Source organism: Bacillus siamensis (assembly GCF_051628075.1).
Classification (GTDB): domain Bacteria; phylum Bacillota; class Bacilli; order Bacillales; family Bacillaceae; genus Bacillus; species Bacillus siamensis.
The window spans coordinates 1,297,372-1,309,413 of sequence record NZ_CP155579.1 but is presented as its reverse complement, the minus strand read 5'-3'; the positions used below and the strand labels follow the sequence as shown (position 1 = coordinate 1,309,413).

Genomic DNA, 12,042 nt, shown 5'->3' with positions numbered 1-12,042 from the left:
TTACCTTATGTAATTTGCCGATCTTTAAACAAAAAACCTCTGAAACGATTGTCAGAGGTTTTGTTGATTATTTGGCTTCCAGCCTGCGGATGCGCTCATCCAGATCAGGGTGTGTGGAGAACAGTGACGAATGCTTTTTGCCGTTAATTTTCAACGTCTGCACCGCCGTCTGGTCCTCTTCATTCACATGTCCCGTATAAGACTTCAGCGTACGCAGGGCGTGAATCATTTTATCCTTTCCGGCAAGGTCGGCACCGCCGCGGTCAGCGTGGAACTCTCTGTGACGCGAGTATGCGAAGACGACAAGACTGCCGAGAATGGAAAAAATAATCTGAAACACGATCATCGCGATAAAATGCACGACCGGCGCGAGATCTTCTTTGACAAAGCGGCTCGCAATCCATGCCGCGATACGGGAAAGGAATACGACGAACGTATTGACGATTCCCTGAAGCAGCGTCATCGTGACCATGTCACCGTTTGTAATGTGTGCGACTTCATGGGCAAGAACCCCTTCCACCGCAGCATCATCCATCTGCTGCAATAAACCTGAGGAAACCGCGACGAGCGAACGGCGCTTAGAAGGACCGGTCGCAAAGGCATTGACCTCAGGTGAATGATATATGCCGACTTCAGGCATTTTCGTCATTCCGGCTGCACGGGACAATCTGTGCACACGGTCAACCAATTGCTGCTCTTCATAGCTGAGTGACTGCTTCTTCGGATTTAACACCCGGACGCCCATCATCGTTTTTGCCATCCATCTGGACATTCCGAGAGAAATAAAAGAACCGACAAAACCGACGACAAGGCTGAACACGAGCAATGCCATCAGATCGACGCGGCCATTTTGTATATACGAGCCGACACCGGTAACGCTTGTAATAATCGTAAGCACAATTCCGATTGTCGTAATGACCAAAAGGTTCGTTAAAATAAACAGAAATATTCTTTTCGCCATAATTACCTCCGTCTTTTTTAAGATCAAAAGAACTTATTTAATTAAATTATAAATGATCTGTTTGAAAATGCAACAATTTCGACGTATGATGTTAATGTAATTCTCAGTGATATAAGAAAGTGAACACGTAATCAATCAGAGGTGAACCATGAACACGTTTAAACTGACCCGAACCGATATGGTGCGGCTTCTTTACGCGTTAAAAGGCCAAGGAGACGCAACCCCTCTCCAAATCTTACTGCAATCAGCGGACATGACATTGGATGAAGCGGAAAGCCGGCTGCACATCCCTGAATTTCTGACGAGATTCGAACGAAAAAAAGAGAAAAAGGAATACGGGCTTTCAACAAACGAGATTGTCGAGCTGGGAAACCTGTGCGAGCTGACGTCTTTAAAATCAACCGCCGTCCAAAACTGGGTGAAGCGCGATATTAAAGATTTAATCGGACACCCTTTACTCGGAAAAAAATATACAATTGAACAAGCTGTCATCCTTCTCATTGTACGTGATTTAAAATCAATTTATGACTTCGAACATATACGCGCCATATTAAAAATCGCTTTTAACACGATTACCGACAGATCAGATGACGTCATCAGCCCGATCAGCTATTATGAGAGCTGCGCCCAGGTGATTGATTATCTTCATCATAAGACAAACCCGCCGATGAAGGAAACGAGCCTGCAGGAGCTCGTTGAACAGCAGACGGACAAGCTCAGAGACTGCTTTCAAGAACTCGAAAGCGGGCAATGGAACAATATCAGGTCCATACTCGCGGTTACCGTGCTCTCCGTTTTGACTTTCCATATCCAAGCCTCCGCCTACAAAATGACCAGCCATTTATTATAATTCATACGTTTTTTTGCCCCGGTGTCTGCGCCGGGGTTTTTTCAGGTGCACAACAATTGCCAGCATAATCAATACCGTTCCGTTTGAAACTAAAACGCGTAAAAACATCTTGCCAGAGAAAAGGAGATGAAAAAGATGGCGAGCAGAAATAAACTCTTAGTTCCAGGGGCTGAGCAGGCACTTGACCAATTTAAATACGAAGTGGCTCAAGAATTCGGCGTGAACCTTAGCTCTGATACAGCAGCACGCGCAAACGGCTCTGTAGGCGGGGAAATGACAAAGCGGCTTGTACAGCAGGCTCAATCACAATTAAACGGCAAAACTCAATAATGCAGCTTATTCGCCGGGATTTCTCGGCGAATTTTGATGTTTATCAGCATTCTCCCTTCCGTGGCGGTAGCCGTTCGGGTTCCTTCGGTCTGACGGATCTTCATGGCGCCGATAGGATTCCCAATGTTCATTTCGTTCATGATTCCAGTAATGATTGTTATACCTCTGCTTAGGCTCTTTGTCATTTCCGTTTTCCTGAGGATTTTGTGTTTGGGGCTGCTCTGTTTCCCCATCTTGTTCCTTCTGGGTATTTTCCTCTGATCCAGAAACTGCATTTTTTTCGTTTTGCTGATTGCCGTCTTGACTGTCCGGCTTCGCATCTTCCGTGCCGGGCGTTGTTTCATTATTATCCGGCTGCTCTGCTGCCTTTTCTTCATCAGGAGCCGTGTTGTCATCAGCCGCCGGTTTTTCTGTGTCCGGCTGCTTGTTTTGATCGGTATCTGTTTCAGTGTTTTTCTGTTCGTTTTCACTATCGTCGGTTTTCTTTTCAGGCTGTTTATCTTCTGTTTTCTTTTCGTTTCTTCTTATGTAGGTGCCTGTTGACATCCCTTCCTGTTTTGCTTTTTCCCTTGTTTCCATATCCGATTCAAGAGATTGAAGCTGGTAGGTGCCCTTATATTTTTCAGTCATGTCAGCCAGCTGTTTTTTAACGCCTTTTTTATATGTATTGTCATCTGTATTTTCGTAAACCGTGGAAATTAAAATCTCTTTTGATTCCTTTACATATCCATGCTTGCTGCAATCGGTAATAATATTACTGATGACTTCCTTAAAGTCGCTGCTTTTCCAGTCTCCGATGTCACTTATGACCTTTTGGGCGTCATGGTTCAGCGGTGTGAGTTCAATGACTTCGTATTTGCTGTTTAAAGCCATTTCAATGCTTGGATTAATGTCAAGCGTCATATACGCGTAAGCTTTGTTATCAGAAAAAACCGGGAGCATGATTAAAATAAATAGGATAATAGCAGTCATTGTAAACACTCCCAATTTAAAAGGGCGCAGTTTCAGAAAATCAAAAAAGCTGGCCCTTCTTCCCATACGCGTTTCGCCTTCAAACGTCATTTCCTCTCCGATTTCACAAGCGCGGTGATCATTTTTTGTTTTCAAAAATTGTCCGTCAGGGGTTAGCAACGTGACGAATTTTTTATTTTTCTCTACTATGATCCCTCTTCTCATGAGTGCAACACCCCTTTAAGATAATCTTTTAAATAAATATAATCACCGGAAATAATAATACTCATGGCGATGATATATTTTCGGTTCCGTTCGATCGTTTTTCTGCTGACCGACACGAGCTGCTCCAGCTGTTTGACCGGAAGCTGTTTCTTTTGGTGCAAAATAGACGCCAGCTCTTCATTTTCCACAAGCGTGTAGGCTACCTTAATCGCATTCTGCCTCGCATCTGTATGCTTCGGCGATTGTTCCAGCAGCTCTTTAAAAGACAGACCGTATTCTTGCAGCTGCTTCTGAAAAAAAAGAATTTCTTCCCGGCGCTGCTCAATCTCTATCTGTTTGCGGTATTCATCAATGGAAAGCTCCGCTTCAATAAGGCTTTGCGAAGACTCCTGGTCGTCGCCTTCCTGCACATCCATATTGATATGCTGGGCGGCTCTTGCTTCTTTTCTGATATAATCTATTACTTTTCTTTTTATAATCAGCTCTGCAAATGCAAGCAGCGAATTACCTTTTTCAGCCGAATATTTTTCAATGGCTTCGTTAAACGCGATCAGCCCGATGCTGAATTCGTCGTCTTTTTCATCTATATATCGTTTACAAACGGATGAAACCGTCTTCGCGATAAAAGGCTTATATTGCTGTATTAAATCGTTCTGCAGATCTTTGTCGCCTTTTTGTATTTTTTCAACAGATGTTTCAAGCGTTTGCTTCTTTTTTCCCAATTTAAACAAAAGGCTAAGCACTGGTTTCACCTCAGTTCCTCCCTATAACTACTCATAATCATAGCTAATTTAGTAGGGATTCGCAAAGGAAGAAAAAGAGAAATCGATTTCATTTGTCTCAATTATGACAAGCCAATAAGACGTACTATACATGATTTCGTGCCTTCGGGCAGAATTAAGGGGGTTTTCTCTGTGTTTTTTGTAACAAGGCTGTTATAAAATTGTTATCATATGTCTTAAATGTAAGCGTTTCAAATAAAAAAGGGAACCTGCTTTTTTTAAAAAACAGTCCCCTTTAAGATCCCTTTTACGCGTGTTCTCTTTCCGCTGATGCCGCGTCCTGCTCTATTTGTTTTGTTCCTGACATAAACCATCCGCAAACCGCAATGGCTGCCAAAACCGTCCAGAAAATGATTTTCCAAGCCGCAGAATGAATAACATCCGCCGGAATGGCGCCGAGTTCCTCATGAGCCAGAGTATAAAGAGCGAGCTTCACGCCTACCCACCCGACAATAACAAATGCCGCCGTTTCAAGGCCCGGTCTGGTTTTTAATAAGGAAACAAACATTGACGCCGCAAAGCGCATGATGATTAAACCGATAACACCGCCGGCTAAAATAACGAGAAACTGACCGCCATCCAAGCCGCCGATGGCAGGAAGCGGCGTTTCCGGAAGCGTTACGGCAAGCGCGACCGCCGCTAAAATGGAGTCAACGGCAAAAGCGATGTCAGCCAGCTCCACTTTCAATACAGTCTGCCAAAACCCGCTCTCTTTCTGCGTTTTCTGCCCTGTGCCATGTTTGAATACATACCGCTTCAGCAAATGACTGACCGCGATGTAAAACAGATATAAGGCGCCCAGGGCCTGAACCTGCCAGACATTCACCAGAAAAGAAATGGCGAACAGCGACCCGAAACGCAAAATAAATGCGCCCGCCAATCCGTAAAATAAAGCCTTCTTCCTTTGTTTTTCCGGAAGATGCTTCACCATCACAGCCATCACCAGCGCGTTATCCGCCGCTAAAATCCCTTCCAGCCCGATTAAAACGAGAAGAACCCATCCATACTCCAATAATAATGCAAAGTCCAATCCATTCCCTCCGTTTCTTTTCTATCATCCGAGCTTATACCGGCGTTTTTTTACGCAAAAAAGACCTTTGCCGATATAAGGCAAAGGTCTTGCTAGACATGAATGATTGGCATGCCAACAAAGCCGATGGATATGATCCATGAATTGACGACTTTGTTTCCGGAACATCCGGACGCTACTCCCCTTTGGGATTTCAAGAAATATTTTGTTTATACGCTCATGATAAAGCCTGTTTCACCATTTGTCAACGCTTAACTTTTTTAGCAAATTGAGAAATTTTTTCTGTTTTATCCCGATGCTTTCCTCTTTTTAAAAGCAGATAAAAGACAAGAAGCAACACAATGAATATACCGAGCGGCAGCATATATTGATCAAGAATGGAACCGACGCTTTTCCAATTTTCCCCGAGCTTCATTCCGAGGTATACGTAAACAAACGTAATCGGGAGCATCGCTGCATATGTATAAAGAGAAAACACCCAGACATTCATTTTCGCAATTCCGCACGGCAGAGAAATCAGCGTCCTGACCCCCGGTATAAAACGGCCGCTGAACGCTACCAAACCTCCGTGTTTCTGAAAGAAATGATCTGATTTCTGAAGCGATTCGGGTTTTATCCATACATACTTTCCATACTTCAGCAAAAACGGCCGGCCCCCCAGCCTTCCGATTCCATATAAGACCAGCGGACCCGAAACACCGCCGAGCGATCCGGCAAACACGGCTCCGGCAAGCGTCATATCCCCTTTTGACACCCAGTAGCCCGCAAGCGGAAGTACAATTTCCGCCGGGATAAATTCTATACTCAGCGCCAAAAAAATTCCGGCGTAGGATAAGCTTTTAAACGCTTCTATTATTGATATGATAAAACCTTCGATCATTTATCACTCCAGGCAACTTGTATTCTGAATCTTAAGAATCATTTTAACACAAAACCTCGAAACTGAAATATTTTTATGTCGCGCCGATATAAATGAGGATCGTTTCAGATCGGTAGTAGTAGGAGGAATCATCTTTTGGAATTACATGTACAATACAATGTCCCGCTTGTCGGGCTATCCATCCTGATTGCTTGTCTGGCGGCATTTACTTCACTTGAAATTTCCAGAAAAATAACGCTCAAAACGGGGATTCATAGTAAGCTGTGGCTGTTTGCGGGTTCAGTTATCATGGGTTTCGGCATATGGTCAATGCACTTTGTCGGAATGCTTGCCGTTTATATGAACATGCATATGAATTATGAAGCTGTGCCGATGTTCTTTTCTGCAGCCGCCGCGATTTCCGGATCTTTTGCGGCTTTATACATCGTCAGCCGGAGAATCTTAACATTCAGCCGGCTGATTACCGGATCTGTTTTTATGGGAGCGGGAATTTCTCTCATGCATTACATGGGGATGTCGGCCATTTCCCGGGTAATGATTATGTATAATCCCTTTTTGTTCTGTATGTCTATTCTGATTGCCATGGCTTCTTCTTTCATTTCGCTGAAAGTATTTTTCGGTTTGGCAGGGAAGAAACCGACGGAACCTTTTACTTTTCACAAAATCATCGGTTCTGTATTCATGGGAGCGGCCGTCTCAGGGATGCATTATACGGGAATGATGGCTGCCTCATTTTATGAAGACATGAGAAAGCCGGAAAACGATATGGAAATTCATTCGTTTCATTGGTCCGTTTATATTACGCTGATCATCTTTTGTTTTCAGATGTTATTGTTTTTCAGCTCACATTTCGATCGTCAGTTTTTCCGCCACAATGAACGTATGAAAGACCATGAACAGCGCTTTCAATCATTAATCAATCATAATATTGACCCTATTTTCATCCTGTCTCCTGACGGTAAAATTCTTTACTCTAATGAAGCAGGAGCCGAGATGAAACACAATTTCGGACTGGACAGCCAAAATTGGCGCCGGCATATCAGCAGGCAGCTGAAAACCTATTTTAAACAAGTAAAAAAAGAACAGCAGGCCCTGCATATTGATGCTGATCTGAAAACAGACGTCGGCTTATTTTATATTAATGTTACCTTTATCCCCGTTTTGGTCGATAACGGACTGGACAGTGTATATGTCATCTGCAAAGACATGACCAAACAGCGGAAAGCCGAGAAGGACATTCACCGTATGGCGCATTATGATTCTTTGACAGACCTGCCGAACCGCCGGCATGCCGTTCAGCGGTTGACAGAAGTTCTGGAAAGAGATCATTCATTCGGACGCTTGACCGTTGTGTTCTTTCTCGATTTAAATCGGTTTAAAATTATTAATGATGCGCTCGGGCACAATGCCGGAGACGGACTTCTTCAATCAGCGGCTCAGAGACTCTCCTCCATCATCCCGGATAATGGTTTTATCGCCCGTCTTGGCGGTGATGAATTTATTATTATTTTAACTGACGTCCCTTCTGAGAACGATGACATTGATGATTTAGCAAAACAGATCATCCTGCAGTTCGAAAAACCGTTTACCATTCAGGAGCATGAGCTGATCACCTCTGTCAGCATCGGCATCGCCGTCTCTCCAAAAGACGGGTCGGACGGAATGGAACTGATGAAAAAAGCCGATATGGCGATGTACGCCTGCAAAGACCGAAACAAAAGCAAATACAAATATTACTCTGCCCAAATCGGAGAAAAAGAAGCGAAAAAGCTTCGGCTTGAGATGGAGCTGAGAGAAGCGATTGAGAAAAAAAGGTTCGTCCTTCATTATCAGCCTCAATACAGCGCTTCTGATCAGCTCATCACGGGAGCTGAAGCGCTTCTGAGAGTGGCCGGCGCGGATGGGAAACTGCAGAATCCCGGAGACTTTATCCAGGCCGCCGAAGAAACCGGGCTGATTATTGACCTCGGCAAATGGATCATCACCGAGGCGTGCCGGCAGGCGAAGGAATGGCATGAAAAAGGATACCACCTTCCAGTCGCCATTAATATTTCGGCCAAACAGTTTCAATCAGAAGAACTGGTTCCGTTTATTCAGAAAACACTTTCCCATTACAAGCTTCCTCCCCGGCTGCTTGAAGCAGAAGTGACTGAAAGCATGACAATGGAAGATCACGAGCACAGCAAAAAAGTGCTTACCGCACTAACTGAGCTGGGAATCAGTGTAAGCATTGATGATTTCGGAACGGGTCACAGTTCTCTCAGCTACTTGAAGGACTTTCCGATTCACAGATTGAAAATAGATAAATCATTTATAGATGATCTTCAGACACATCCTAAATCTGCGCAGATCACCGGCGCCATTATTGCCATGGGCCATCAGCTTTCTCTTTTAGTCGTTGCTGAAGGGGTTGAAACGGCGATGCAAAAAAAGATTTTAGATGAAAAAGGATGCGATTTTCTCCAGGGATACTATTTCAGCAGGCCATTGCCTCCTGAGGAGATTGAACAGCTCCTCAATGAAGCGCCGGGCCACCCATAAGTTTCTACACATGGAACGGACCCGATTATCCACAATAAAGAAAAAAGGAGTTTTTATTCATGCACACGATGTGGAAGGGTTCGATCAGTTTCGGCCTCGTCAATATCCCGGTCAAGCTCTTTGCGGCCACTGAAGATAAAGATATAAAATTCCGCAGTCTTCATAAAGAAGATCATGCGCCGATTAAATACGAAAAGATCTGTACCGGGTGTGAAAAGAGTCTGGAGCCGGATGAAATCGTTAAAGGCTATGAGTATGTAAAGGGAAAATACGTCATTTTGACAGACGAAGACCTGAAAGACGTAAAACAGGAACACGAAGAAAAAGCGGTTGAGATTGTTGACTTTGTCCAGCTGCAAGAGATTGATCCGATTTATTTTAACCGGTCTTATTATGTCGGCCCTGGAGACAACGGCACAAAAGCCTATACACTTTTGCGGGAAGCGCTGAGGACGACCGGTAAAATCGGGATTGCCTCTATTACGATCCGTTCTAAGCAGCAGCTTGCGATTCTTCGGGTGTATGACAACTGCATCGTGATGGAATCCATTCATTATCCGGATGAAGTCAGAAATGCCGGACATGTGCCGGGCGTTCCGGAGCAGACAGCGGTTAATGAAAAAGAGCTGCAGACGGCGATTACGTTAATTAATGAGCTGACAACCGAGTTTGACCCAGAGCAATACGAAGACACATACCGGAAAGCCCTTCTCGCCAAAATTAATGATAAGCTTGAACATGAAGAAGCAGGCGTAACACCCGCTGCTGCCGGCCCGCGCGAAGATGTCATTGATCTTGTCAGCGCCCTTCAGGCAAGCATCGACCGGACGAAGCGGCCGAATCGCGAGCAGGCTGCACCGGCGCGGACAAAAGACGCCGCACCTGCAGGCGGCGAAGGCAAAAAGCGGAAGACGACCAGACAAAAAGCCGGAACGTCTTAATCATGGTGCTGACGATGCAGCCGATTTTGACCTCTTCACCGCCCATAGGCAGTGAGTGGCGCTATGAGGTAAAGTATGACGGATTCCGCTGTCTTCTCCGCATAGACGAAAGCGGGGTCACATTGACCAGCAGAAACGGCCAGACGCTGACGAATCAATTTCCGGAAATCACAACCTTTGCCGTCCGGTGTTTTCAGCACATGAAAGACCGGTTCCCCATTACGCTTGACGGAGAGCTTGTCTATTTAATCAATCCGTACAGAGCGGACTTTGAACATATTCAAATCCGCGGGCGTTTAAAACGGGCGGAAGCCATTGAAAGCACCGCCAATAGACGGCCGTGCCGCTTTCTGGCATTTGATCTCTTAGTTCTGGAAGGTGCCGGCACCGTCTCATTGCCGTATGTGAAGCGGAAGCGCGCCCTTTTCAAACTGTTTGAAGAAGCAAATCTTCCGAAAAGCCCCCATCACTTAGCGGAGGAAGCGATTCAGTACATTCCGGAGCACACTGACTTTGAAGCGCTCTGGGACAAGATCGTCCGGCATGACGGAGAAGGAATAGTAGCAAAAAGAGCATCAAGCGGCTGGGCGGAAAATAAACGGTCTCCCGACTGGCAGAAGTATAAACATATGAAAACGGCTCACGTGCTATTAACCGGGTTTAATCCGAAGAACGGGTACGTGACGGCCTCGGTATTAAAAGACGGCACCATTGTCCCGATCGCTTCCGTTTCCCACGGCATGCAGGCGGAAGAAAAAAACGCCGTCAGAACTATTATGGAGACTCACGGCAAAAAACAAAAAAGCGGCGAGTATATACTTGAGCCTTCCATCTGTATGACCGTGCAGTATTTAACCATATTGCAGGACACGCTGCGTGAAGTATCTTTTGTTTCTTTTCAGTTTGAAATGGATTGGACTGAATGTACGTATGAGCAGCTTATCCTCCGTTCTAAAACGCTGCCGCCGAAGCTGCAGTTCACAAGCCTGGATAAGACCGTTTTTAAGAAGTCTGAAAAAAAGAAAGCGGATTTCCTTTGTTATATGGTGAAGATGAGCGATTTTCTTATGCCTTTTCTCAAAGATCGGGCCGTCACGGTGATCCGTTATCCGCATGGAGCGCCGGGCGAATCTTTTTTTCAAAAAAACAAACCGGATTACACGCCGGACTTTGTCTCAAGCGTATTTGACGGAAGCCACGAACACATCGTATGCAGCAGCGTACCGTCTCTTTTATGGCTCGCCAATCAGCTGGCGCTGGAATTTCACGTTCCGTTTCAGACCGTGCATTCTGAAAGGCCCGCAGAAATCGTCATTGACCTTGATCCTCCGTCAAGGAACGATTTTCCTATGGCCGTGGAGGCGGCCCATGTGCTGAAACAGCTGTTTGACTCATTCAGCATTACATCATTCCCGAAGCTCTCCGGGAATAAAGGCATTCAGCTCTACATCCCGCTTTCACCGGAAGCATTCACCTATGAGGAGACCCGCGCGTTCACAATGCTCATCGCCGATTATTGCGTCAGGACGCGTCCGGATCTTTTTACGACAGAGCGTTTTATCAAAAACCGAAACGGCAGGCTCTACCTTGATTATTTGCAGCATGCCGAAGGAAAAACGATCATCGCTCCTTATTCGACCCGGGGCAATGAACTAGGAACGGTTGCCGCCCCTCTTTATTGGAACGAAGTCAACTCCTCTTTAACACCCGATGATTATACGATTGATACAGTGGTGAATCGGGTCAGGACAGAGGGAGATCCGTTTTATGATTTTTACCGGAATCCGCAGGACGGCCCGCTTTCAAACGTGCTTGAGCAAATCAAGAGAAAGAGCTGACGCTTTTCGTCAGCTCTTTTCAGTCTGATACGTGTACATCAGTTTTTCTTTAGAAATGAATAAATAGCAGGAATAAGGAATGTTTTTGAGGGTGAGCTGTTTTGCAGTAAAATATAAAATCGGAATATGTGCCGCTTTTTTAAACAGCCTGTAGCAGCTGCTGGACGGCTTTATTACATCAAATCCGAGCCTTGCCGCCCCTTTATGAAGCATTGTAATGCCGACGACGCCTTTAATCTCGTCTTTCCGTTTATGCTGGTTAATATAATCAGCTAAATGAGGCATGGATTGATAAACCTTCTGATATAGCATAATCCCCCTTCTGACCGCGCTTTCAATAGGCTGCAGCTCTTTCAGGAGTTTGACGTTATGAAGATGAATCTTGACTAACACGTCGTTTTTTTTAATTCTGGTTCCGTCGCTCAGGATGACCTCTTTCCCTTTATATCTTGTCAAACGAACGCGGAATACATTCGATTGCTGTTTATCAATCAGCGTCAGCCGGGTAAAGAAGAAATAAAGCGGATCAAGTAAGTACCATATAGTCAGCAGACAGCTTCTCACACGTTCACCTTCTTTATAATCAAAGCACTTTCATATTTTGGCATGGGGCATGTCACATTATGATTGGTAAATAATGATGCCGCCCTGTATCAGCATATGCAAAATCCGCTTCAGGCTCTACCGTAGGACAGAAAAAAACACTCTCCTTG

Annotated in this window: 10 protein-coding genes and 1 pseudogene; 5 read left to right on the top strand and 6 right to left on the bottom strand. The window is 45.1% G+C overall.

Features of this window, described 5'->3' with window-relative positions:
- Positions 1 to 67: 67 nt before the first annotated feature.
- Entirely contained in the window at positions 68 to 961 is an 894-nt protein-coding gene (gene htpX / locus ABDB98_RS06955) for a protease HtpX (protein WP_095240815.1), read from the bottom strand.
- A 148-nt stretch (positions 962 to 1,109) separates the two neighbouring features.
- Between htpX and ABDB98_RS06950 the strand changes: the two genes are divergently transcribed.
- Positions 1,110 to 1,811: a DUF1836 domain-containing protein gene (locus ABDB98_RS06950; protein ID WP_438421759.1), complete on the top strand. Its 702-nt coding sequence runs from the start codon at positions 1,110 to 1,112 to the stop codon at positions 1,809 to 1,811.
- Between the two features lie 135 nt (positions 1,812 to 1,946).
- A complete protein-coding gene (locus ABDB98_RS06945; RefSeq protein ID WP_013352019.1) occupies positions 1,947 to 2,141 on the top strand; it encodes an alpha/beta-type small acid-soluble spore protein in 195 nt (64 codons plus the stop codon).
- Between the two features lie 6 nt (positions 2,142 to 2,147).
- On the opposite strand, the gene ABDB98_RS06940 is transcribed toward ABDB98_RS06945, so the two are convergent.
- The 4 genes from ABDB98_RS06940 to ABDB98_RS06925 all read right to left on the bottom strand — a co-directional run bounded on the left by ABDB98_RS06940 (position 2,148) and on the right by ABDB98_RS06925 (position 6,009).
- A complete protein-coding gene (locus ABDB98_RS06940) occupies positions 2,148 to 3,317 on the bottom strand; it encodes an anti-sigma-I factor RsgI family protein (RefSeq protein WP_438421757.1) in 1,170 nt (389 codons plus the stop codon).
- Positions 3,314 to 4,069 (bottom strand): RNA polymerase sigma factor SigI, encoded by a 756-nt coding sequence (gene sigI, locus ABDB98_RS06935; RefSeq protein WP_438421756.1) that lies wholly within the window; start codon positions 4,067 to 4,069, stop codon positions 3,314 to 3,316. The genes ABDB98_RS06940 and sigI overlap by 4 nt, the downstream gene beginning before the upstream one ends.
- Positions 4,070 to 4,346: 277 nt before the next feature.
- Entirely contained in the window at positions 4,347 to 5,129 is a 783-nt protein-coding gene (locus ABDB98_RS06930) for a TerC family protein (protein ID WP_438421754.1), read from the bottom strand.
- 244 nt (positions 5,130 to 5,373) lie between these two features.
- The gene (locus tag ABDB98_RS06925) at positions 5,374 to 6,009 is read right to left on the bottom strand and encodes a DedA family protein (RefSeq protein WP_438421753.1); all 636 of its coding nucleotides are present in this window, start codon (positions 6,007 to 6,009) and stop codon (positions 5,374 to 5,376) included.
- Positions 6,010 to 6,144: 135 nt separating this feature from the next.
- On the opposite strand from ABDB98_RS06925, the gene ABDB98_RS06920 reads away from it, so the two are divergent.
- The 3 genes and pseudogenes from ABDB98_RS06920 (at position 6,145) to ABDB98_RS06910 (ending at position 11,329) form a co-directional block, all read left to right on the top strand.
- A complete protein-coding gene (locus tag ABDB98_RS06920; RefSeq protein WP_438421751.1) occupies positions 6,145 to 8,550 on the top strand; it encodes a bifunctional diguanylate cyclase/phosphodiesterase in 2,406 nt (801 codons plus the stop codon).
- Between the two features lie 24 nt (positions 8,551 to 8,574).
- Positions 8,575 to 9,491, top strand: a pseudogene (locus ABDB98_RS06915) (Ku protein).
- Positions 9,492 to 9,493: 2 nt separating this feature from the next.
- Positions 9,494 to 11,329 (top strand): DNA ligase D, encoded by a 1,836-nt coding sequence (locus ABDB98_RS06910; protein ID WP_438421749.1) that lies wholly within the window; start codon positions 9,494 to 9,496, stop codon positions 11,327 to 11,329.
- A gap of 9 nt (positions 11,330 to 11,338) precedes the next feature.
- Here ABDB98_RS06910 and ABDB98_RS06905 read toward each other — a convergent pair whose 3' ends face one another.
- Positions 11,339 to 11,893: a YkoP family protein gene (locus ABDB98_RS06905; RefSeq protein ID WP_438421748.1), complete on the bottom strand. Its 555-nt coding sequence runs from the start codon at positions 11,891 to 11,893 to the stop codon at positions 11,339 to 11,341.
- Positions 11,894 to 12,042: the final 149 nt, after the last annotated feature.

Bases quoted from the DNA above. Each gene is read 5' to 3' on its own strand.
- ABDB98_RS06940 (WP_438421757.1), bottom strand. From the start codon at position 3,317: ATGAGAAGAGGGATCATAGTAGAGAAAAATAAAAAATTCGTCACGTTG.
- ABDB98_RS06910 (WP_438421749.1), top strand. From the start codon at position 9,494: ATGGTGCTGACGATGCAGCCGATTTTGACCTCTTCACCGCCCATAGGC.
- ABDB98_RS06945 (WP_013352019.1), top strand. From the start codon at position 1,947: ATGGCGAGCAGAAATAAACTCTTAGTTCCAGGGGCTGAGCAGGCACTT.
- ABDB98_RS06925 (WP_438421753.1), bottom strand. From the start codon at position 6,009: ATGATCGAAGGTTTTATCATATCAATAATAGAAGCGTTTAAAAGCTTA.
- htpX (WP_095240815.1), bottom strand. From the start codon at position 961: ATGGCGAAAAGAATATTTCTGTTTATTTTAACGAACCTTTTGGTCATT.
- ABDB98_RS06950 (WP_438421759.1), top strand. From the start codon at position 1,110: ATGAACACGTTTAAACTGACCCGAACCGATATGGTGCGGCTTCTTTAC.